The 22669-nt window shown below is 70.1% G+C and carries 18 protein-coding genes, 3 pseudogenes and 1 riboswitch; of the genes and pseudogenes, 11 read left to right on the top strand and 10 right to left on the bottom strand.

Annotation, left to right across the window (positions count from 1 at the left end; genetic code table 11):
- Window positions 1-740: 740 nt before the first annotated feature.
- The 5 genes and pseudogenes from ACRAS8_RS35045 to ACRAS8_RS35065 all read left to right on the top strand — a co-directional run bounded on the left by ACRAS8_RS35045 (window position 741) and on the right by ACRAS8_RS35065 (window position 5910).
- Entirely contained in the window at window positions 741-2195 is a 1455-nt protein-coding gene (locus ACRAS8_RS35045; protein WP_438490069.1) for a hypothetical protein, read from the top strand.
- Between the two features lie 599 nt (window positions 2196-2794).
- Window positions 2795-3397: a LysE family translocator gene (locus tag ACRAS8_RS35050; protein WP_438490070.1), complete on the top strand. Its 603-nt coding sequence runs from the start codon at window positions 2795-2797 to the stop codon at window positions 3395-3397.
- 400 nt (window positions 3398-3797) lie between these two features.
- A pseudogene (locus ACRAS8_RS35055) lies at window positions 3798-4034 on the top strand (DUF190 domain-containing protein); the annotation flags it as partial.
- Window positions 4031-4390: pseudogene (gene crcB / locus ACRAS8_RS35060) on the top strand (fluoride efflux transporter CrcB); the annotation flags it as partial. The pseudogenes ACRAS8_RS35055 and crcB, both read left to right, overlap by 4 nt.
- Before the next feature lie 224 nt (window positions 4391-4614).
- Window positions 4615-5910: an MFS transporter gene (locus ACRAS8_RS35065; RefSeq protein ID WP_438490071.1), complete on the top strand. Its 1296-nt coding sequence runs from the start codon at window positions 4615-4617 to the stop codon at window positions 5908-5910.
- Window positions 5911-6198: 288 nt separating this feature from the next.
- On the opposite strand, the gene ACRAS8_RS35070 is transcribed toward ACRAS8_RS35065, so the two are convergent.
- The 3 genes from ACRAS8_RS35070 to ACRAS8_RS35080 form a co-directional block, all read right to left on the bottom strand.
- Window positions 6199-6708, bottom strand: coding sequence for a hypothetical protein (locus ACRAS8_RS35070; protein ID WP_438490072.1), 510 nt, complete (start codon window positions 6706-6708; stop codon window positions 6199-6201).
- A gap of 1089 nt (window positions 6709-7797) precedes the next feature.
- A complete protein-coding gene (locus tag ACRAS8_RS35075; protein ID WP_438490073.1) occupies window positions 7798-8559 on the bottom strand; it encodes a CbtA family protein in 762 nt (253 codons plus the stop codon).
- A 22-nt stretch (window positions 8560-8581) separates the two neighbouring features.
- Window positions 8582-8806, bottom strand: a complete 225-nt coding sequence (locus tag ACRAS8_RS35080) for a CbtB domain-containing protein (protein ID WP_438490074.1) — start codon at window positions 8804-8806, stop codon at window positions 8582-8584.
- A 319-nt stretch (window positions 8807-9125) separates the two neighbouring features.
- Here ACRAS8_RS35080 and ACRAS8_RS35085 point away from each other — a divergent pair.
- Window positions 9126-9395 (top strand): annotated as a pseudogene (locus tag ACRAS8_RS35085) (histidine phosphatase family protein); the annotation flags it as partial.
- Between the two features lie 83 nt (window positions 9396-9478).
- Here the strand turns inward: ACRAS8_RS35085 and ACRAS8_RS35090 are convergent.
- Complete coding sequence (locus ACRAS8_RS35090; RefSeq protein ID WP_438490075.1) at window positions 9479-10891, bottom strand: short-chain fatty acyl-CoA regulator family protein; 1413 nt, start codon at window positions 10889-10891, stop codon at window positions 9479-9481.
- A 352-nt stretch (window positions 10892-11243) separates the two neighbouring features.
- Here ACRAS8_RS35090 and aceA point away from each other — a divergent pair, with 352 nt between their 5' ends.
- The 5 genes from aceA (at window position 11244) to ACRAS8_RS35115 (ending at window position 16519) form a co-directional block, all read left to right on the top strand.
- The gene (aceA, locus tag ACRAS8_RS35095) at window positions 11244-12527 is read left to right on the top strand and encodes an isocitrate lyase (protein ID WP_438490076.1); all 1284 of its coding nucleotides are present in this window, start codon (window positions 11244-11246) and stop codon (window positions 12525-12527) included.
- Between the two features lie 131 nt (window positions 12528-12658).
- Window positions 12659-14254, top strand: coding sequence for a malate synthase A (gene aceB / locus ACRAS8_RS35100; protein WP_438490077.1), 1596 nt, complete (start codon window positions 12659-12661; stop codon window positions 14252-14254).
- Entirely contained in the window at window positions 14251-15120 is an 870-nt protein-coding gene (locus ACRAS8_RS35105) for a 3-hydroxybutyryl-CoA dehydrogenase (protein ID WP_438490078.1), read from the top strand. The genes aceB and ACRAS8_RS35105 overlap by 4 nt, the downstream gene beginning before the upstream one ends.
- A 160-nt stretch (window positions 15121-15280) precedes the next feature.
- A riboswitch (cobalamin riboswitch) is annotated at window positions 15281-15506 on the top strand.
- Window positions 15507-15675: 169 nt separating this feature from the next.
- Window positions 15676-16008 (top strand): hypothetical protein, encoded by a 333-nt coding sequence (locus tag ACRAS8_RS35110; RefSeq protein ID WP_438490079.1) that lies wholly within the window; start codon window positions 15676-15678, stop codon window positions 16006-16008.
- Between the two features lie 13 nt (window positions 16009-16021).
- On the top strand, window positions 16022-16519 hold the full coding sequence (locus ACRAS8_RS35115; RefSeq protein ID WP_438490080.1) for an acyl-CoA thioesterase: 498 nt from the start codon (window positions 16022-16024) through the stop codon (window positions 16517-16519).
- Here the strand turns inward: ACRAS8_RS35115 and ACRAS8_RS35120 are convergent.
- The 6 genes from ACRAS8_RS35120 to ACRAS8_RS35145 form a co-directional block, all read right to left on the bottom strand.
- Window positions 16437-17036, bottom strand: coding sequence for a hypothetical protein (locus ACRAS8_RS35120; protein ID WP_438490081.1), 600 nt, complete (start codon window positions 17034-17036; stop codon window positions 16437-16439). The genes ACRAS8_RS35115 and ACRAS8_RS35120 overlap by 83 nt on opposite strands.
- A 741-nt stretch (window positions 17037-17777) precedes the next feature.
- Window positions 17778-19118 (bottom strand): ATP-binding protein, encoded by a 1341-nt coding sequence (locus ACRAS8_RS35125; protein WP_438490082.1) that lies wholly within the window; start codon window positions 19116-19118, stop codon window positions 17778-17780.
- Between the two features lie 6 nt (window positions 19119-19124).
- Complete coding sequence (locus ACRAS8_RS35130) at window positions 19125-19862, bottom strand: response regulator (protein ID WP_438490083.1); 738 nt, start codon at window positions 19860-19862, stop codon at window positions 19125-19127.
- On the bottom strand, window positions 19859-20641 hold the full coding sequence (locus tag ACRAS8_RS35135) for a hypothetical protein (protein WP_438490084.1): 783 nt from the start codon (window positions 20639-20641) through the stop codon (window positions 19859-19861). Before ACRAS8_RS35135 ends, ACRAS8_RS35130 begins: the two co-directional genes overlap by 4 nt.
- A gap of 292 nt (window positions 20642-20933) precedes the next feature.
- On the bottom strand, window positions 20934-21551 hold the full coding sequence (locus tag ACRAS8_RS35140) for a class F sortase (RefSeq protein WP_438490085.1): 618 nt from the start codon (window positions 21549-21551) through the stop codon (window positions 20934-20936).
- A gap of 229 nt (window positions 21552-21780) precedes the next feature.
- Complete coding sequence (locus tag ACRAS8_RS35145) at window positions 21781-22614, bottom strand: hypothetical protein (RefSeq protein WP_438490086.1); 834 nt, start codon at window positions 22612-22614, stop codon at window positions 21781-21783.
- Between the last annotated feature and the right edge of the window lie 55 nt (window positions 22615-22669).

The following is a 22669-nucleotide window of genomic DNA, read 5'->3' on the forward strand; positions in this document are numbered from 1 at the left end:
TCCGGCTGCCTTTCCATCGACGAGTCGGCCGGCCGCTCCGCTCTCCCGGTCGGCGCGCCCCCACACCTCCGCTCCGAGCCCCCGCAACCGCACTGCCAGTCCCACCACTGGTTCGACGTCACCACGTCCCCCATACGTCGACAACAACACACGCACGTCGTGCCCCCATCCCCGCCTGTTGTGGCATCGGCCGACGATTCTGCGCCATGCCCCGGGCCTTGCGGCAAGCCCCCCAGTGCGCTATACGTTGAGAGTGGCAAGGAGAGCGCTCTCCTTGCCTTTGCCTTTGGCTGGCCTCCCTTTGCCTTGGCCGGCCAATGGGCTGGCAAGCTTCTCGCGAAGCGGTGGCGTGCCGCGTATGGGTACGAGTACCGGTCATTCGCGCCCAGGCAGATGCTCGCGGAGGGCCGTGAGCAACGAATCCATGCCGGGAACCATACGAACCCCACTGCCGGCCAAGGCATCATCGCGCCAGTCAGGCTCTTCGCTGCTTCACGGCGATTTCATCGGCTGCTCCTAACCTATGGATCCTCGGGCGGGCACGCCCTTCGGGGGAGCTGCTCGACCAGGCCGCGGCTCTCCTTCACCGGCGTTGGGACGTTGCTGCGCCGGGACGGCACTTGCCTGGAGGTCTGGTGATGACCGCCCTCAGCCCAAGACCATGCTCCGTCCGAAGTCGGCGAGGCAGCAGTGCGCAACCTCAACTGTCCGGCGTGCTGCGGAAGGAGTGCGAGTGCGTTGTGAGTGACTACGTCAAGCGTCTGCCCCCCGGGGCACTGCCTGAGGGTGGCGTTAGGTCCTGGTCTGGCGCCGATGCCGAGCGCTGGTGGAAAGCTCGCCTCCCGGCGGTCTTCGCCCCAGTCGCAGGCAGTTGGGTCCTGCTCGTCCTGGTCGCCGTGTCGTACGTCCTGACCTGTGGGTTCTCGGCCTCGCGGTGGAGCGGTGGCGGGCCCGCGCCCGGCGGCACCGACTGGCTCGGATATCCCGCGGCGGTCCTGCTGCCCGCACTGCCGTGGTGGTATCGCTATCTGCCGATCCCGACCGTGCCGGCCGCGGTTGTGGTCGCGGTGGACGCGGCCGTGTCACTGGCCTCACCCGAGACCGACAACCGCCTGGCCACAAGCGGATACATCCTGGCCCTGGCTGTCTCCGCCTGGGCATTGACCGGTGCGTGCCTGCGCCTTCGGGCTCGTCGCAGGCAGCGGGCGCTGGCGCTCGCCGCGGCCGGTCGGCGCCGCCACGAACTCCCGGACGGGGCGCCCGAGACGGACGACTACCGCGGGTACCGACAGGTCTACTTCGGGCTCGCCCTCTGCCTCATCGCGGGCGCCATCCTCATTGACGGCCTCGTCGAGGGCCTGACGGCACCGGACCGCGCACCATACGACGCCGTCGGGCAGCAGATCGCCGCCCTGCTGTTCCTCGTCCCCGGCACCACCGTGTACGGGCGTGGCCACGTCGCCTTCCGGGCGGCGCGCCGCCTGCACGAGGAGCCCCAGCCGGCTCTGATGGTGGGCGTACGGATCGCGCCGGACGGTTACCACTGGCTGTATCCGGACGCCCGCACCACCTCGGGGCGGCCCCTGATCGCGTACTTCCCCAAGGACCGGGACACCGACCGCACGGCGCGCCTTGTGGGCACCAGCTCCACCTACCGGCCTGACGAAGGGCACTACGACATTGACCCCCGCAGCGAACCCTTCGAGGCGGTCCTGTACGGCGCGCCCTGGGAAGGCGCCGAGGTCGCCCTGGAGTACGCCGTCATCAAGCGCAACGCGTACCAAGCATCGGAACGCACCTATGCCGGCGTCACGGTCGCCCCGCTGCTGCCGCGACGCCGCCACGGCCTCGGCCCGTGGCAGCCGGCCGACGGTGCGGCCCGGGACGCCGCCCGGCGCGAAAGGATCCGCAAGGAGGAGCAGGAAAAACGCGAGCGGGACAAGCAGTGGGAAGCGCGCCTACGCCAGCAGCAACGTGCCGACCAGGCGCGGCGAACAGCACGGCGCCCGGGCGGCCCGAGGACGCACGGCAAGTCGAACGCCTGGAAGCCAGGGCAGCGCGACGGCAGGCCCGACAGCTTTGGCGGCGGGGGCAGTGGCGGGGACGGCTGCGGAAGCGGAAGCAGTCATAGCTGCGGAGGGCACGGGCATGGCTGCGGGGGACACGGCTGTGGAGGGGGCTGCGGCGGCGATTGAGCGCGAAGACCGTTCCGAGCCTCGGACGGTTCAGAGGAGCTGACGCAACGTTCGGACGCGCGCGTCGGTAGGTGATCAGATCACCGGCTTGATGCCCCGCTTCCCCAGCACGCAGTGGTACTTGTCGAAGTCGTAGCCGCAGTCACGAACAGCTGCGGGGGCCGGTGGTGCGGCCGCCCCCGGAGCCGCCGTGACGAGCCTGGCGGTGCGAGCCGCCGCTGACCACCCGCGACCATTCCAGTTCCCGGGCACGTTGCGAATCGATTCGCAGCACCTGGTACAACCGGTCCCCATACCCCATACCCCAGCCCCACACCCCAGCCCCACACAACGTCCGACACAAGCCACGACGGTCCCATCCCCACGGCCTCCTCAACAAGCCGCGGAACAAACGGACATGGGCACCTCCTGCTCGCAGCCGGCGTTCCCATGGCTATGTCTTCCACTGTCCACTGTGTGAGGGGCAACTGTCTCGGCTCGGCACACTGAGCCGCACATGACCGTGGGCTGCTAGGTTGCGTCTGGGCGAACGTGCGTACGGAGGTTGTGCTGTGATCGGGCCGGGAGCAATAGCGGGGATCGCGCTGGTGGAGCTCGGCATGGTGCTGACGCCGGGGCCGAACATGATCTACCTGGTCTCCCGCTCGATCACCCAGGGGCGCCGTGCGGGGCTGATCTCGCTGGCCGGGGTCTTCCTCGGCTTCCTGGTCTACCTCTGCGCGGCGTCCGCCGGAATCGCCACCGTCTTTGCGCTGGTGCCGGAGATCTACCTGACGATCAAACTGGCCGGAGCGGGCTACCTGCTCTGGCTGGCCTGGAAGGCCGTCCGGCCGGACGGCCGATCCGTTGTTGCGCCCCAGGAGCTGACGCCGGACGGAGCCCGCAAGCTCTTCCTGACGGGCTTCCTCACCTGCCTGCTCAATCCCAAGGTGGCCATCCTCTACATCTCGCTGCTGCCGCAGTTCGTCGACCCGGCGCGCGGCCATGTCGGGCTGCAGGGGCTGCTGTTGGGGCTGACCCAGATCGCGGTGGGGGTCGCCGGCAACGCGTTCTTCATCGTGACGGCCGGCTCCGTCGCCGGGTTCTTCGCCCGACACCCGCTCTGGCAGCGCCTGCACCGCTATGTGATGGGCACCGCGCTGGCGGGCTTCGCCGTCAGGATCGCCACCGAACGAACGGGCGCGGCGGTCGCCCTGCGCTGACAGATGAGATGACAGGCCGTCAGTCGACGTCACCCTTGACGGGAAAATTCCGGAGTATCGCAGGCGGCGGCCTTACCTGAAGGGCGCTCTGATCGGGGCGGCTCGTCTTTACCGCGGCAGTGGAGAAGAGGTGTCGGATGGGCTCGTTGTTCGAGGAACTGGAGGCCCACGAGGCGACTGCCCGGGTGCGGGCGGGTGGAGGAACTTGAGGCCGAGCTAGCCGAGTTGAACGGCCGCCTGGATCACGCCCGGGGCAGTCTGGAGCGGTGAGGTGACGGATCGCACGGGAGACGGTCGCCGAGGTGCTGGCCGAGATGAAGCCGGAGGACGCGCCGGTGGCGGAAGCGGAGTCAGCGATGAGACTGACCGGCACCGCACTACACCTGACCAACTTCATCGCTACGGCGCCTCCTCCCTCACTCACACCGCCCGGCTCCTCTCCCTCAGCGAAGACCTGCCCGTGGCGATCACCATCGTCGACACCGAAGAACGCATCCGCGCCTTCCTCCCCCAACTCGACGAGATAGTCCACGAGGGGCTGGTCATCCTCGACGACTGCGAAGTCATCCGCTACGTCGGACGCAACAAGGACAAGGGCAAGCACAAGGACAAGAGCAAGGGCAAGGAAGCACAGTGAACTGGCTGCTCGTCATGGCCGGCGCCATGGCCGGCGCCCCGCTGCGCTACCTCACCGACCGCGCCGTACAGTCCCGGCACGACACCGTCTTCCCCTGGGGCACCTTCACCGTTAACGTCGTCGGCAGCCTGATCCTCGGGCTGCTCACCGGCGCGGCCACTGCCGGCGCCGCCTCCCCGCACACCCAACTGCTGGTCGGCACCGGCATGTGCGGTGCCCTGACCACCTACTCGACCTTCTCCTACGAGACCCTGCGCCTCGCCGAGGCCGGCGCCGGCTTCTTCGCCGCGGCCAGCGTGGTCGCCGGACTGGGAGCGGCTTTCATCGGCGGGGCCTTCGCCCAGACACTGTGGGGCTGCGCCCCAACCGGCAACGGACTTGCGCCGCTCCTCGCGGACACCGAGCGAACACCGATACGTTCCCGCGCACATCCTTGAACGGACGGCGCGGGGCAGAGACCTGGGGCGCCGGGTGGTTCTCCGGCCCGGCGCCGCAGCCAGCCGGCGGCACCGAAGGCAAGCGCGCCCAACAACACCTACTACCGGCACCGACACGCACCCAGGCAGGAAGAAGGGCCGCGATGACGACCAGCAGAACACCCCGAGGTGCCGCCCGGCCCGCCGGGAACGCTGTGACGGCGCCCGGGATGCGGCCGTGGCGGTTCGTGTTGGCTTTCGGAACCGTCAGCCTGCTGGCGGACTTCGTCTACGAAGGCGCCCGCTCCATCACCGGCCCGCTGCTCGCCCACCTCGGCGCGACCGCCACCGTCATCGGGGTGATCACCGGCATCGGCGAAGCCGCCGCCTTGGTCCTGCGGCTGGCCTCCGGCCCACTGGCCGACCGCACCCGCCGGTTCTGGGCCTGGACGATCGCCGGATACGCCCTGACCGTGACGGCCGTACCGGTACTGGGCCTGGCGTCGGTGCTGTGGGTGGCCTGCGCCCTGGTGCTGGCCGAACGGGTGGGCAAGGCGGTGCGTTCGCCGGCCAAGGACAGCCTGCTCTCCCACGTCACCGCCGCCACCGGACGCGGCCGAGGGTTCGCCGCCCACGAGGCCATGGACCAGATCGGCGCGGTGATCGGTCCACTCGTCGTGGCCGCCGTGCTCGCGACCACCGGCAACCACTACGGCCCGGCACTCGGCGTGCTCGCGGCGCCCGGCGTCCTCGTCCTGGGCCTGGTGGTATGGCTGCGGTGGCGGGTGCCCGACCCCACCGCCTACGAGACCACCCCGCTCGGCACCCCCACCCCGGAGCCACCCACTGCCGCTCACGTCCCGAAGGCACGCCGCGCCCGCCTGCCGAGGGCGTACTGGATCTACGCGACGTTCACCGCCGCCACCCTCACCGGCTTCGCCACCTTCGGCGTACTCTCCTTCCACCTGGTCACACGGCACCTGCTGACCCCGGCCGCCGTACCGCTGGTCTACGCCGCCGCAATGGCCGCCGCCGCACTCGCCGCGCTGGCCACCGGCTGGGCCTACGACCACGACGGCACGAAAGTGCTCATCGCGCTACCGCTGCTGGCCGCCGCCGTGCCCGCCCTGGCCTTCACCAACACCCTCACCCTGACGGTCCTCGGCGCCCTGGCCTGGGGCGCCGCCACCGGCGTACAGGAATCCACTCTCCGCGCCACCGTCGCCGACCTGGTCGCCCCCGGACGACGCGCCACCGCCTACGGCCTGTTCGCCGCCATCATGGGCGCCGCAGCCGCAGCCGGCGGAGCACTAGCCGGCACACTGTACGAGGTCTCCATCCCCGCCCTGATCACCGTCACCGCCGCCGTACAGGCCGCCGCCCTGCTCCTGCTTGCCATAACACGCCCACGCCGAACCGGCGTTGACACCCTGAGGAGGGCATCCTCCCAAGACGGCTGATCAGCACGTGGCAGGCCGGTCGCCGCCGGTCCACCGCCCGGCCGCACATCGTCAACTCCGTGGACTGGCAGGCCGCAGCGGAACAGGCACAGCCCATTGGGCAGACGTTGGTTACGCACTGTCCTCACTCCGCAAACCCCTACCCTCCTCTGCATACGGGTGGACCTCTGCATACGGATGGACGTACCCGTGCTCGCTGAAGGAGGAGAACCACTCTTGGACGCCCATGGGCGCGATACCGAGGTGGGCGTGGTCGGGATCCTCGTCGATGCCGTCGGGGGCCGGCTGCTACTGCCATTCGTGGTCGGAATCCTCATAAACCTCGTGGACGAAAGCCTCCCAAGCGGCCTTGACCCCATCGTCCAGGAGTCCGTACGTATCGAGTGCCACTTCGGCCTCGGCCAAGAGCAGCCTGAGGACGAGTTCCTCCGCGACACAGCTCAGCTTAGGGCCCTTCTTCGTCATCAACGCAGTAGCCGAAGGATTCGAGCCCGAATGCTTCGAGCCAGGCGCCAGTGGCCGTATCTGGAACCGCCTTTTCTCCACCTCGGCTCCACTGAGGCCGGCAGACACAGTCGCTGACGCCGCCTCGGCGTGCCGGGCCGTGCGTTCCATGGGGTCAGCGGGTGGGGCATCCGGGCCCTCAGCGGCGTCGAAGCTCTGCTGCGTCAGCTGAGGATGGAGTTCGACCTCGCACTTTTCCCCCCGCCACTCGGCGAGGAGTTCGGAGCGCTCCAGTAGCTCGCCGATGACCTCGCGGACGGCGTCCTCTGCGAACTCCAAGGCAGGAGCGTCCACGAAGATCTCCAGCAGAGCGCCTCCCGGATAGACGGCAATGGCGGAACGAGCAGCTCGACTTCCGTGCCGTCGTGCCCCTGGATCACCTCAACCGAGTCCAGCCCCCTTCCGAGGAGGGAGCCGACGCCCTCACGCTGCACTTGTCACGCCGCTTCGCAAGAGCCGCACCGCCGCCATACCCACAGCGACAAGTGGCCAGCCGCGCAGGGAAGTTCCCGCAGTTCGAAAAGGGGACCTGCGAGTGCCTGAGAAGCACGTCGAGACGATCGCCGTGGGCCGTGAAGTCGAGAAACCGAACGAAGACGCACGGGTGAACAGCCGGAGCCAAGCGGGGCGTTCGCGTTCTCAACTCCCCACTCCCCGATGTGGTCGAAACTTCCGCGTGGGATTGGCTCCAGCACATTAGGGTGACGTCGAGTCAATTGAGATTCGCCTTACGTGAGCATCGTCCGGGCAAGATTCATACGGAGTTGGTCACTTGCGTGCCGCTGTCCGTGGCCAGGTTCCCTCGATGGACTTCCCCGGAGGGCGGCGGACCTCCGGAAGTGAGGGAGCAAGGGTGGAAGACACCGAAAGCTGCGATCCGCCGATATTCGTAGTGCCGCAGTGGTCCGTCGAGAAGGCCGAGCCGTACGAGAACATGGAGCGCAGGAACCGCTTCGCGGCGGGCCTTTGCCAGGAACTTGCCCCGGACAGGCGGATCCGGCCGCGTCCCGCCCAGCGCCCGCGAGATCACCACCGGCCGGGCCAACCACGTCTGGTACGGCTCCGGCCGCTCCCGTCCGCACAACTACGGCCGACCGGCGAGCAAGAGAGAACGCGTTCGTGCCCCTGTCGCCTGAGCCGACGGGCGCAGGTTGCGGCGGGCGATCCGTCCAATGGGAAGCGTCTTGAGCGCTCCCCGGGCAACGGCCCATAGAGGTGATCAGGATGGCGACCTGTAGTCCACTCGACCGGTCGCGGAAGCGCCCTGAGCCGCAACGTCCTGTTCGTCCTGGGGCGAACATGCACCCACGAACTGGCGGCCAGGCGCCGTCTGATGCCATGGCCCACCGGTCGTCGTACCGACGGGCCATGGCGTTTGCCGGATCAACTCGCCGGAGCGGCCTGGACTCCGGCGTCGGATGGCCGCTCCGTATCTGCCCCGGGCAGCAGAAGCCGCTCGGCGAGATGGCCGAAGAGCAGGCCGAAGCCTGCCCAGAGGCTGCACTGGATGGCGAGCGCCCCGAGTCGGAACTGCCACAGCACGGTGGCCGGGAAGTCCTGCGGCACCTCGTTGATCGCGGGCAGGAACGCGTACGCCAGACCCACCGCGAGGACGAAGGCGGCCGAAGTCACGACGGTTGCGTACCAGTTGCCCAGGCGCGGGGCCAGTCTCCTCCCGAGGATGATCGCGGCGACGCTCAGCAGCACGCTGAGCGCGATCATCAGGAAGTAGAGCGTGGTCCGCTTGCCGATGGTGTCGGGCTCTCCGACGGACGGCGGGTTGGCCGGGTACTTGAGGAACGGTACGACGTAGACGGCCACCAGGGCGCCCGTGGACACCAGGGCGGCGGTGGCCCGGGGACCGAACCGGCCGATCCGGCCCAGCGCCACGCAGAACGCCAGGGCGACGATGCCGCCCAGCGCCACGCCGTAGACGAGAACACCGGTTGCGAGCCCGGCGGTGGACTGCAGGGTGCGGCTGACCACTTCCATGCCGTGCTCGTGGGTGTGGGCCTCCTCGAAGGCGATGGCCGCATCCACGTGGGGCTCGCCCACCAGATACGCCACCGCCAGGGCGAGGAACCCCGCGGCCAGGCCGGCGAGCATGCCGCGTACGAGCAACGCCCGTACGGAAGCGGGATTCACGAGACGTCTCTCCCCGCCGTCGTCAGTGGCAGGGGAAGCCGAGCAGATGGCGTCCGTCGTGGACCCACTCGTGTACGCCCGAGCCGGACAGGAGGGAGGTGGCGCCCTGCTCGGCGCCGACGAAGTAGAGCAGGACCAGCATCAGGACGCCGAAGAACACTGCCCAGGGGGCAATGGTCTTCAGGGAGATCGGGGTGATTGCCGGTACGGCGGAAGAGCTGGTTGCGGGGGCAGCGGACTGCGCCATGGCGAAACCTCCTGGGGAAACACGCGTCCCGGTCCTCGGGTTCTGGACGACGCGGGGCGGGTCTGACTTCCGTGCTCGCACCGCGCGTTGGCGTGGAGTGGCCGGATATACAGTGGCGCGACCGTGCCGGATTCTCACCGGCTTCCGCCCCTCGTCGTCATGTCCACGCGACCGTAGCGCAAACCGACCGGTGTGACTACGGCGCACGGCATACCCCGCACGCCCCCTGCCCTGAACAGTATGGTCCCGCGGCACACCGGCCGACGGGCCCGAAGGGCGAGAAGACCATGACGGTGCGCGTGATGCTCGTAGCGCGGCGATGAACCCGGCCGTAAGGCAACCGCGGTTCGACGAGGGGGGTTCCCTGGACTCCAGCGGACTGCGGCAGGCACGCGCCGCGGTGAACTCGCCGCCGATGGCCGACCGGTATCTGTGCGCCCCGGCCCCGCGCTGCCGCGAAACGGCTTCCGCTCTCGGGCTGGACGCGCTCCCGGCAGCCGACCCGCGGGACCTGGACGTGGGGAAGTGGCGAGGCCGGACGCTGGACGAGGTGACCGCGACAGAACCCCGCTCCGTTGCCGCGCCTTCTGGCCGCGCGTGCCCCCGCCAGGCTTCGGCAAGGGACGAGGCGTCCTGCAAGTCGAGGGCTCCGCCGGCCGGCAGGAGGCCGGGTCAGCGGGGCGCGGCTTCGGACACCGGGTACGGGATGAAGGTGCTGGTGTTCTCGTCGACGGCGAGCGACTGTCCGAGTGGAGGGACGGCGCGCTGGGGGCAGTCCAGGCGTTCGCAGATCCGGCAGCCCATGCCGATCGGGGTGGCGGCGGAGGCGTTGGCCAGGTCGAGTCCGTCGGAGTAGACGAGCCGGTGAGCGTGGCGGATCTCGCAGCCCAGGCCGATGGCGAATGTCTTGCCGGGTTCGCCCCAGCCGCCGCGGCTGCGGGTGACCGTGCGGGCGGTCCACAGGTATCGCTGTCCGTCGGGCATGGCGGCGATCTGGACGTGGATGCGGCCGGGTGCGGCGAACGCCTCGTAGATGTTCCACAGCGGGCAGGTGCCGCCGGCGCGGGAGAAGTGGAAGCCGGTGGCGGACTGCCGTTTGGACATGTTGCCGGCGCGGTCGACGCGGACGAAGGAGAACGGCACACCGCGCAGGCGGGGGCGTTGGAGGGTGCTGAGGCGGTGGCAGACGGTCTCGTGGCCGAGGCCGAACCGGTCGGTGAGGCGCTCGATGTCGTAGCGCGCTTCCTCGGCGGTGGCGTGGAAGTCGCGGTACGGGAGGACCAGCGCGGCGGCGAAGTAGTTGGCGACTCCGATCCGCGCCAGTTTCCAGGTCGGGGAGGTCTCGTCGAAGTCCTCTCCGGCCTGCCGGGAGAGTTCGTCGCCGTAGGCGAGCAGGGCCAGTTGGGTGGCCATGCGGAAGGCTTGCTGGCCGGGGCGCAGCCGGGGTGAGAGGTGCAGTGTGCGGGTCTGTGGGTCGTAGTGGTGCGGCCGGTCTCCGTCGATTGCGATGCGTACGCCATGCCGGTCGGCGAGGCGGGCGGCGAGTGCCTGGCGGACTTCGCCGGGCCGGATGCCGATGCGCTGGGCCAGCTCCTCGGCGGAGGTGTCCGCGTCGTGCAGGTAGTTCCGACGACGGTAGAAGAACTCGCGGATCTCCTCGTGCGGCGTGCGGGCGGCGGCCGGGCCGGTGCCCGCGCCGCGGCCGTCGGCGGCCTGGGCGAGCTGCTCGCTCAGCTCCTGGTTGCGGCGGCTCAGCCGGAGCAGCACCTCGCCGACGCCGGGCAGCCGGTGGGCGAGTTCGGAAAGGTCGGAGGCGGAGAGGCGGGCGTCGGTGACCTCGTCGGCCAGGGCCTCGCGCAGGTCGGCCACGAGGCGGCTGGTGTCCCGCTCGGAGAAGAAGCCGGGATCGACGCCGAACGCCTCGGTCAGCCGCAGCAGCACGGGCACGGTCAGCGGCCTGGAGTCGTGTTCCATCTGGTTGAGGTAACTGGGGGAGATCGCCAGGACGCGGGCCAGCTGAGCCTGACTCATCCGCCGGTCCTCGCGCAGCCGCCGCAGCCGCGCCCCTGCGTAGGTCTTGCTCACCTCTGGCCTCCTTCCGCCGCCATCCGCATCCTAGGAGACGGCAGGGGCCTGTGGATCTTCGCAACCTTGGCAATCGCGCCGTCGAAGATTGGCAGAAGTTGGCACGAGGCCACGGTTGATGGCACTCGGTGCCACTGCGAGAGTCGTTGTGCGGCCCGCCGGAGTCCACGGCGACCGGACCGGTGACCGGGCACGATTCACGCCCTGATGTCGGAGATCCCGGCAGTTCCGGTCGGTCTTCCGTCCACGTATCGCATTGCTCGCGCACGAGTGAGGGCACGGCGGGCCGCATCCCAGAGGCGGGAACGTCGCCTTTCACATCCTTGACAGACATGCGAACCGGGAGACGGTCATGACGCAGGCACAGACGACGGCGGCGGGGGAGCTTGCGCGGCGGTGGGCCGATGATCCGCGCTGGAAGGGCGTGGAGCGCACCTACCGCGCCGAGGACGTGGTGCGGCTCTCCGGCAGCGTCCGCGAAGAGCACACGCTGGCCCGGCGCGGCGCCGAGCGGCTGTGGCGGCAGCTGCACGAGCGCGACTACGTCCACGCCCTGGGCGCGCTCACCGGCGGTCAGGCCGTGCAGCAGGTGAAGGCCGGGCTGCAGGCGATCTACCTCTCCGGCTGGCAGGTCGCCGCCGACGCCAACCAGGCCGGGCACACCTACCCCGACCAGAGCCTGTACCCGGCCAACTCCGTACCGCAGGTGGTGCGCCGGATCAACAACGCGCTGCTGCGCGCCGACCAGATCGCCACCGCCGAGGACGACGGCGACACCACCGACTGGCTCGCCCCGATCGTCGCGGACGCGGAGGCGGGATTCGGCGGCCCGCTCAACGCCTTCGAGCTGACGAAGGCGATGATCGCGGCGGGTGCGGCCGGCATCCACTACGAGGACCAGCTGGCCTCGGAGAAGAAGTGCGGTCACCTGGGCGGCAAGGTCCTCGTCCCCACCGCGCAGCACATCCGCACTCTCAACGCGGCCCGCCTCGCCGCGGACATCGCCGACGTCCCGACCGTCATCGTCGCCCGTACGGACGCGCTGGCCGCGAACCTGCTGACCAGCGACGTCGACGAGCGAGACGCCCGCTTCTGCACCGGCGAGCGCACCGCGGAGGGCTTCTACCGGGTGCACCACGGCATGGCCCCGGTCATCGCCCGCGGACTCGCTTACGCCCCGTACGCCGACCTGCTGTGGATGGAGACCGGCACCCCGGATCTCGCCCAGGCACGGGAGTTCGCCGAGGCCGTCCACGCCGAGTACCCGGACCAGCTGCTGGCCTACAACTGTTCGCCGTCCTTCAACTGGAAGGCCGCGCTGGACGACGACCAGATCGCCAAGTTCCAGCGTGAGTTGGGCGCGATGGGCTACCGCTTCCAGTTCATCACCCTGGCCGGCTTCCACTCCCTCAACCACGGCATGTTCGACCTTGCCCGCGGCTACGCCGATCACGGCATGACCGCCTATGTCGACCTGCAGGAGCGCGAGTTCGCCGCCCAGCAGCACGGCTTCACCGCGGTGAAGCACCAGCGCGAGGTCGGCACCGGCTACTTCGACCTGGTCTCCACCGCCGTCAATCCCGCCTCCTCGACCACCGCGCTGACCGGCTCCACCGAGGAAGAGCAGTTCCACTAGAGCGCTTCTGGCCGCCTGCGTGCCCTCCGTGTGCCAGGCAGTCCACAGACAGGCTTGGGGGCCGGCCGACTCCGCTTCGCCCGGCCCCCACCGCTCCCACCGCTCCCTCCGCTCCCACCGAGGAGACCCCTATGCCCACCCATGCACCGACGCACCGCGTCCAGGTCCGCGCGGCAGCACCACGGGACCGTCATCAGGAGATCCTCACACCGGAGGCCCTGGAGTTCGTCGGCCGGCTCGTCGCCGCCTTCGCGGATCGCCGTCTGGATCTCCTCAGGGAGCGCAGGCGTCAGGCCGCCCGGCTGGCCTCCGGATCCCCGCTCGACTTCCCCCTCGTCACCTCCGCTGTCCGCACCGACCCCGACTGGCGGGTCGCACCGCCTGCGCCGGGACTGACGGACAGACGGGTGGAGATCACCGGCCCTCCGGACCGCCGGATGACGGTCAACGCCCTCAACTCCGGTGCCAGGATCTGGATGGCCGACTTCGAGGACGCCACCTCCCCCACATGGGACAACGTCATCGACGGCCAGCTCAACCTGCTCGATGCAGTCGAGCGCAGGATCGACTTCACCACACCGGAGGGCAAGCGGTACCGGCTCGGCGGCGACCTGGCGACCATCGTCGTCCGGCCCCGCGGATGGCACCTCACCGAGGAACACCTCTACCTCGACGGCCGGCCGGCCCCGGCCTCCCTGGTCGACTTCGGCCTGTACTTCTTCCACTGCGCCCAACGGCAGATCGACGCAGGCTCGGGCCCGTACTTCTACCTGCCCAAGCTGGAGAACCGGTACGAAGCCCGCCTGTGGAACGACGTCTTCGTCCTCGCCCAGGAACTCCTCGGCATCCCTCGCGGCACCGTCCGCGCCACCGTGCTCATCGAGACGATCACCGCCGCCTTCGAGATGGAGGAGATCCTCTACGAACTCCGCGAGCACAGCGCCGGACTCAACGCGGGCCGCTGGGACTACCTCTTCAGCCTGATCAAGACCTTCGGGCACCGGACCGACTTCCTCCTGCCGGACCGCGCCAAGGTCACCATGACCGCCACGTTCCTGCGCGCCTACACCGAACTGCTGGTGCACACCTGCCACAAGCGCGGTGCCCACGCCGTCGGCGGCATGGCCGCCCATGTCCCGAGCCGGGACACGGCGGCCAACGAGGCAGCCCTTGCGAAGGTCCGGCTGGACAAGGAGCGCGAGGCCGAGGACGGCTTCGACGGCTCCTGGGTTGCCCACCCCGGACTTGTCCCCCTCTGCCGCGAGGTCTTCGACGGTGTCCTCGGCGACCGGCCGCACCAGATCGAGCGCACCCGTGACGACGTGGAGGTCACCCCGACCGACCTGCTGTCCGTGCGCCGCATCAGCGGATCGCCCACCCCGGACGGCGTCCGCACCAACATCGCGGTCGCACTGCGCTACTTCGACGCCTGGCTGCACGGCCACGGCGCGGTCGCACTGCACGGGCTGATGGAAGACGCCGCCACCGCGGAGATCGCCCGGACCCAGGTCTGGCAGTGGCTGCGGCACCGCGTCCTCGACCGCGCCACGGTGCTGCGACTGCTCGACGACGAGACGGCCGCCCTGGCCAAGGAGAAGCCGGCGGCGTACGCGGACGAGGCCCGCGACATCTTCGTCCGCACCGCCCTCGGCCAAGAGCTGCCCGGCTTCTTCACCACCGACGCCTACACCCGCCACCTCGTGCGGCACGGAACGGAGCAGTCATGACCACGGGCATCCAGCGCGTCGGCGTCATCGGCGGCGGTCAGATGGGCGCCGGCATCGCCGAGGTCTGCGCCCGCGCCGGGCTCGACACCGTCGTGTGCGAGGTCGACACCGCCGCCGCTCGAAAAGCTCGCGAGCGCATCGCCGCCTCGCTGGGACGCGCCGTCCATCGCGGCAAGACGGACCGGGAGGCCGCCGAAGACGCCCTGGCCCGGCTCGTGTTCACCACAAGCCTCGACGACCTCGCCGACCGGCACCTGGTCGTCGAAGCCGTCGTGGAGAACCCGGACGTCAAGACAGAGATCTTCACCGCCCTCGACAAGATCGTCGAAGACCCGGGGGCCATCCTGGCCACCAACACCTCCTCCCTCCCGGTGATGCGTCTGGGCATGGCCACCGGCCGGGCCGACCGCGTCCTCGGCCTGCACTTCTTCAACCCCGTGCCGGTCATGCCACTGGTGGAGATCGTCACCTCGCTGCACACCAGCACCGAAGCGGCCACGACGGCGGAGACGTTCGCCCGCGACGCGCTCGGCAAGACCGTGATCCGCTCTCAGGACCGGGCCGGCTTCGTCGTCAACGCCCTCCTCGTCCCCTACCTCCTGTCCGCCGTCCGGATGGCGGAGTCCGGCTTCGCCACCGCCGCCGACGTGGACAAGGGCATGGAGCTGGGCTGCGCCCACCCGATGGGACCGCTCCGGCTCGCCGATCTGATCGGACTGGACACCGTGGCCTCCATCGCCCGCTCGCTGTACGAAGAGTTCAAGGAACCCCTGTACGCCCCGCCGCCGCTGCTGCAGCGGATGGTCGAGGCCGGGCTGCTCGGCCGGAAGACCGGCCGGGGGTTCCACACCTACGACCGGGGTTGAGGGACCCCGGGGTGCCGCCCGGGCCAAAGGACCCGCGCTGCGGTGGGACGAGGCGCGGGGCGACGGTTGGAGTCGTCCCGCGCCTCGTACAAGTGGCCTCAGCAGAACGGGATTTGCCCTCCGTGACGCCGAAGGTGGTAACCGGGTCATACCTCGCCATAAGGTGGCGAGTGCAGCTGGTGCGCCCTGCCCGCCAGGCAGGCGCGTCGTAAGAGGGAACCCGGTGGGAATCCGGAACTGCCCCGCAGCGGTGAGTGGGAACGACCGCCGTCATACGCACTGGACCCGAGGTACGGGGTCCGGGAAGCGACGGCCAGTAGGTGCCCGCCGGGAGACCGGCGGACGTGCCCGCGAGTCCGAAGACCTGCCCGCTGCCCGCGTGCGCCCATGCGTACGCGGAGATCCCGGTGACCTTCGAGGGCGGGTCGGCGTAGTCGTCAGGCGGGCACCAGCGTGTGCGGTGGCACAGGCGGCGTGCCCCGCCCGGCCTGCCGTCCTTCGCGCCTTCGTCACGTCCCGGGGTCGCTCCACCAAGAGCTCGCGCAGGAGAGTCTTGTGACAGCCAAGTCCGCGGCCGCGGCGACACGCGCCACCGTGTACGGCTACCCCCGCCAGGGCCCGCGCCGGGAGTTGAGGAACGCGATCGAGGGCTACTGGCAGGACCGCGTCGGCGCCGCCGAACTCCATCGGACCGCGCCCGTGCCGCGCAGCACCAACTGCCAGCAGCCCGCCGAGGCCGGTGCGGGCGAGGGACCGACCGGCGACCGGCTGTGGATCAATCCGGACTGCGGTCTGAAGAGCCGCTCCTGGGCCGAGGTCCGCCCGGCCATGGAACGGATGACCGCGGCAGCCCGGCACGTCCCCCACCAGCTCTCCACCAAGAACTGAAAGCCGTCGAACCATGGACCGCATCACCACCGGCCCGGCCCACAAGGCCCCGGCCGACTCACAGGTGACCCTCGCCCACATCATGAGCGAGCACGACACCAACCTGTACGGCACCATCCACGGCGGCGTCATCATGAAACTCATCGACGACGCCGCCGCGGCCGCCGCCGGACGGCACGCCGGCGCACCCGCCGTGACCGTCTCCGTCGACCGGATGACCTTCCTCACTCCCGTCCATGCAGGCGACCTGCTGAGCGTCCACGCAAGCGTCGAATACGCGGGACGCACCTCCATGGACGTCGGCGTGCGCGCCACCGCCGAGCGGTGGAACGCCTCCGGGCCCACCGCCGAAGTAGCCACCGCCCACCTGACGTTCGTCGCCATCGACGAGCACGGCGCACCCCGGCCCGTACCCGAGCTGCGACCGGTCACCGCCGAGGAACACCAGCGACAGCTCCAGGCCGTGCGGCGCCGCGCACTGCGCGCAGACCGACGCACAGCCGCCGGCTGAACCGCGGGGCGGGGGTGCCGGACTCCGGTACCCCCGCCCCGCGCCACTGCCGCAGCAGTAGACGGTCGGCCACACGCGACCGCTTTCCTGCGCTCCAGCAATTGCCATGCATACCGAAAAGCGAGCCACGCCGGCACAGGCAGGGCCGAAGGATCTGGTCCGGCGGGGTATCCGGGCCGTCGGCCGCCTCCAGGCTCTCCTTCGCGAGGTCGGGGTGCAGCTCGACCTCGCACCGCTCGACCGTCCAGTCGGCGAGCAGCTCCGAGCGTTCCAGCAGCTCCTCCACCAGGGCATGGACCGCCTCCTCGGCGAACTTCAGCGCCGGCGCGTCCACGAACACCTTCACTGATACACCGCCGGGATGGACGCCCACCCACGTGTCGGCGATCTCCACTTCCACACCGTCCGGACCGTCGATCGACTCGACCGAGTCGACACCCTGCTCCAGAAGCGCCCCGGCACCGACCCGCTGCAGCTTGTCCATCTCCGGAGCGCCGCTCGCGATCTGTGTATCCACTGTCGCTGCGTACGTCACGCCGCCCAGCCTTGCAGGACAACACACCACTTGCGGCAGCAATGCCGACTTCGAACCGTCCTTGCACGCACCCGCCGAGCAGAGCCCTCAGCTGCAGCGCAAGCCTGTTCGGTGGCAAATCCGGCCGCCGCGCCACTCTCGTCCCAGATGGAGCAAGGGGGCGTCTTCTCAGGTCAGGAAGTCATTGGGCGGCGGAAGGCCCCCTGATTCCCAAGCTCAGAGTGCGGGTTCGATTCCCGTCACCCGCTCCAGAGCAAAGGCCAGATCGACACTCTGGGCCTTGTTCGTTTGCTGCCTCGCCCTTTTGGGGTCGCGTGCCATTCGAGTGCCACAACGGACCGATTAATGCGCCGAGTTGGGCGCTCGCAAGTCACGGCCGGGTAGCCTGATCGTCCGTCACCTCGAATCGCGAGACGCCCGAACTCCGGGTCGGCGAGCGCTATTCCCTTGCCCGCTTCCCATTCCTGCACCGATTTCGATATCAGGGCCACCAGTCTGGTCCAGGAGTGCGTTCGACGCGCACCATCCGCTCGCTGACGCCGAGGGCGCGCAGCAGGTCGAGGATTTCGATGACCTCAGAGAGCGGGAAGAGGCGGACTGTCGCAGCCGGTTCGGCGATACGACGTCGCGGGTGATCCCGGAACGCCCAACGCGTCTGCGCAGGCCGGGGCTGTTGCACGGTCAGCGACTCGGCAGGGGCGACCGCGCGGGGAGACGGTCCCGTCAACCCTCGGCGTCGAGCGGGAGTGTGAGGACGGCCTGGGCTCCGCCGTCGGGGGCGTTGGTGAAGGTCAGCCGGGCTTTGATGAGGTGGGCGTGGCCCAGGGCGATGGTGAGGCCGAGGCCGCTGCCCTTGCCGCGTTCGGGGGCGCCGGTACGAAAGGGGCGGGGCCCTTCGGCGAGCAGGCCGGGCGGGTAGCCGGGGCCGTGGTCCCGGACGGTGACCGTGCCCCGTTGGAGGGTGACGGTGACCGGGGGGTGTCCGTGCCGGTGGGCGTTGGCAAGGAGGTTGGCGACGATGCGTTCCAGGCGGCGCGGCTCGGTCAGTACGGCGGTGTCGTCCACCACGTCGAGGCGGGCGGGGAGGGCGGTGGAGGCGATGGCCCGCTGGAGTACTTCGGTGAGGTGGTGGGGTTCGAGGTGGGCGGTGTCGACGTCTGCGTCGAGCCGGGAGACTTCGAGCAGGTCCTCGATCAGGCCGCACAGCGCCTCGGCCCGGTCGCGTACGAGGTCGGCCTCGTGGGAGTCGGGCAGGATCTCGGCGGCGGCGAGCAGGCCGGCAGCGGGGGTGCGCAGTTCGTGGGTGACGTCGGCGGCGAACCGCTGCTCGGCGCGGAGCCGGTCCTGGAGGGCGGCGGCCATCTGGTCGACGGATGTGGCGAGTTCGGTGAGTTCGCGGGAGCCGCGGATGCGTCCGATACGGGCGTCGAGGCGGCCGTCGGCGATCGTGCGGGCGGTCGCCGAGACCCTGCGTACCCGGGCGCTGAGCGGTTTGGCGAGCAGGAGGCCGACGAGGGAGATGACGGTGGCGCTGCCGGCGGCCAGCGCGATGGTGGTGCGGGCGAAGCGGTCGTCGGCGTTGCGTTCCAGGCTGTAGTCGCTGCGTACGGACAGGGTGCGCGAGCCGATGCCCGCTGCCGCCCACAGGACGGGACCGTTGGGACCGTTGACGAGTTGGGTGGCCAGACGGCCGTCGGAGACGCGCCGGGCGAGTTCGGGTGGCAGTCCCGGGGCGTCGAGTGCGACGTTGTCGCCGGTGACGGCGGAGGTCTGCGCGTAGGTGTTGAGTGCCTGTTCCAGACGGCCGAGAACGATGCTGCGGTTGAGGTCCAGGCGCTGGTCGGAGGCGGTCACGGTGGTGAGCGCGCCCAGTGCGGCGGCCAGCACGCAGGCCACGGCGGCGATGAGGGCGGCGACCCGCCAGTGGAGGCTGCCGCCGGACTTCACACCGCCGTCGGACTTCGCGCCGTCGCCGGCTTTCCTGCCGCCGGGCTTCTCGCGGCGGCGGCTCGTCGCACCGGTGGAGCCGGCGGGCACGCCGGGACGGGGCAGGCTGCCAGGCATACCGGGTCAGCCGACGATCTTGTAGCCGAAGCCCCGGACCGTCACGATGCGCTCGTGCCCGATCTTGGCGCGGAGCCGCTGGATGTGGACGTCGACCACCCGGGTGTCGCCACCCCAGGCGTAGTCCCAGACCTCCTTCAGGAGGGTCTCCCGGCTGAGCACCCTGCCCGGGGCCGAGGTCAGCTCAAGGAGTACGCGCAGCTCCGTCGGGGTGATCGGCAGCAGTTCCCCGGCGACCCGCACCTCCATCGTCTCGGCGTCCAGCTCCAGGTCGCCGACGCGGCGGATGTCGCGTGGCGGGGCGGGCGCCACCGGTTCCGGGGCCCGTCCTGCGTCCGCGGACGGAGGCAGGGCGGCCCGCCGCATCAGCGCGCGCAGCCGGGCCGCGAGCACATTGGCACGGAACGGCTTGGTGACGTAGTCATCGGCACCGGCCTCAAGGCCCGCGATGACGTCGATGTCGTCGCCCCGCGCCGAGATCATCAGCACCGGGACGGTGCTCTGCTCGCGGATCGAGCGGGTCAGGCTCACCCCGTCCAGCTCCGGCAGCATCACATCGGTGACCACCGCGTCCGGTGCCTCGGCTTTGAAACGGGCCAGGGCCGAGGCGCCGTCGGCGACGGAGGTGACGTCGAAGCCGAGGCGGTTGAGGGAGACCGTGGTGGCCTCGCGGATCACGTCGTCGTCCTCGACGACCAGGACGCGCGGGGCGGATTCCGGGGGGTGTGCCGGGGGTGTGCTCATGGCGTGTCGGGCGCTGCTTTCACGGTGTGGGAGGACGGCTGCTTCGGTGACGGCTGCTTTGCGGACGAGGGCGAGGGCGAGGGTTTCTTCGGGGGTGGCGTGCTGGACATGGGGGTGGTCACTGTGGAGTGCAGCTCCAGCTGGCGCAGTTCGGGGTTCCAGCGGTAGCGGTCGGTGGTGACCTGCCGGAGGCCGCCGGGCCAGTCCGGGTCGCGGGTCTGGCGGATGACGAGGTCCCGCTCCTGGAGATCCACTTGGTTCTTCCCCTGCATGCCCAGCGCGAGGATCGGATAGACGCGGCTTCCGTCCGACCAGTAGACGTAGAGATCGGTGGTGAGCTCCGGGCTGATCCCGTCGGTCGGCTGGAGGCGTGGGTCGGGGTCGATGAGCACGAGGAGTTCCGGTCTGCCGTCCCCGGTGAGGTCCCGCAGTTCGGGGTGGCGCAGTCCGCACCCGGAGCCCGGCTTGCAGCGCTCCACGGACTGCTTCATCTCCCGGCCCACGCTCGGGTCCTTCGCGATCACGTCCCGCGCACTCACGCTCCGCAGGTCGCCGCCTGGCGGCAGCATGAGACCCGGCAGGGGGTCGGGCCGGTACGGAGCAACCGAGGGCGGTGGGGAGGCGGGCGGCTTGGGGGTCACGTCCCACAGCGTCACCGGCAGCGGCGGTGCGCCGGCGGTCGCTCCGGCATCCACCACCGAGGTGGTGTCCCCGCACCCGGCCAGGACAGCAGCAGCGAGTGCTGCCCCGACCGCCACGGAGAGCTTTGAGAGGCGCATGCGGTGATTCCTTGCCGTGTTCTGCGCGAATGGGACGGCCTTTACCTTCGTTCCCCCACTCGGCACTGGGGCCGCTCTCACGTCACAGCTGGCCGGACGTTCCGTAACGCTCGTGCAACGTCGAACAACGTCGAAAGGGAAGCGGAAGGGGAAGGGGCACGGGAGCGGTACGGGAGGGCTGAGGCGTGAGCGCGCCAATAAGGAGCCTAACAAGCACAAAGTGACCCGTCGGTAGCCTTCGGCCGAGCGGTGCTGCGGGGCTCGGGCCGGCTGTGGGCCGAGGCTGCCGAGGCTACTGGGCGAGATTGGCGTAGAGGATGATGTTGTCGGCGCGGTGGCCGTTCACGATCGGGCCGCCGCAGGTGAGCAGGCGCAGCTCGGGACCGCCTGTGTCGCCGTACACCTTGCCGGTGGGGAACTTCTTCTTGTCGACCTGCTGGATCTCGCGGATCTTGAAGGTGGCGGTGGTGCCGTCCGCGCGGCCGACCTTGATGGTGTCGCCGACCTTGACGTTCTTGATGTTTTTCATCAGGGCCGGGCCCTTGGCGGTGTCGTAGTGGGCGACCAGCACCGCCGGGCCCTTCTCGCCTGGTGTGACACCCCCGGCGTACCAGCCGGCCTGGTCCGCCTTGTCGACCGGGGGGACGCCCAGTTCGCCCGTGCTGTCCACGTTCAGCGGCAGCACCGGACCGGCGTCGACGCCTGCGGAGGGGATCTGGAGGCGGGTGGGCTTGGAGGGCTTCATCGGCGTTCCCGCCCGGTCCGGGCCCGGCGCGGCGCTGTTGGCGACCTTCACATCGGGGGCGGGCTGATCACCGCTGCTGCAGGCCGCCAGGCCACCGCTGAGAGCGAGCGCGAGGGAGCCGGCGGCAGCGAGGCGGCCGAGACGAGGTGGGGCGGAGGGACGCACGAGGACTCCAACGACGTAGAAGGGGCGCCTGGGAGAGACGTGAAGGGGATGCCTGGAAGAAGAAGTTGCCTGGAAAGAGAAGAAGTTGGCTGGAAGAAAAGGAGAGGTGACGCAGCGGGTAGCAGGACGTTCCGGTGCCGGGGCAGCCGCGGTCGAGCGGAGACCCGGCTCGGCCCCGGCACCGGAAACGCCTGACGCTGGTCAGACCATTGACGCTGGGTCAGACCGGTCAGATGCGGGAGTCGGCCGTGCGGCGGCGCAGCGCGGCGAAGCCCAGCCCCGCGGCAGTCGCGGCGGCAGCGCCACCACCTGCCATCAGCAGGGTGCCGTCACCCTGCTGAACGCCCTCGGCACCGGCCTTGACCCCGCCCTTCGGGACGGTCTTGCCCTGGCCCTTGCTGCCGGCGCCCTTGCCCTTGTCAGCCTTGCCGGAGGCGGACTCGGCCGGGAACGCCAGCGAGACCGTGTCCTTGCCCTTCTTGGCCTCCACTCGCGGCTGCTCCTTGCCGGTGGCGGGGATGAACAGGGAGAACGTCACGCCGGTCTTCGAGACCAGCTCCTTCTCGCCGTTGGGGAAGCTGAGGTGGCCTTCGGCCCCGCCGCCCGTCAGCTTGGCGCTGGGGGAGCCGTTGACCCAGGACAGTATGGCCTTGTCGCCGGAGCTCAGCGTGTAGGTGATGCTGCCGTTGCCGGCCTCCTTCTTCATGATCTTCAGGGCCTCCGCAGGCTTGCCGGGCTTCTTCTCCGGCTTCTGCGGCGACACCGACGGTGCCGGCTTCTCGACGGGCTTGTCCGCCGGGTAAGAGGGCGCACCCGACTCGGGCTTGTCCGGCACGCTCGGAGCGGGCTTGTCCGCCGGGTAAGAGGGCGCACCCGACTCGGGCTTGTCCGGCACGCTCGGAGCGGGCTTGTCCGCCGGGTAAGAGGGGGCATCGGACGAGCCGGTCACCGGCGCGACCGGGCTGTCGGCGAAGGCAGCCGCCGTGGGCAGGAGCAGCGCGGAGCCGAGAAGGGCCGCCGTCGCGGTGGTACGTGCGAGGTTACGTCGGTGAAGGATGGCCACTGGAGGAGTCCTTTGCACTTGTCCGATTGACGCGCCTTGCCCGCTCTTGACGGTC

The sequence above is a fragment of the Streptomyces sp. S186 genome (assembly GCF_051603415.1).
GTDB lineage: Bacteria > Actinomycetota > Actinomycetes > Streptomycetales > Streptomycetaceae > Streptomyces.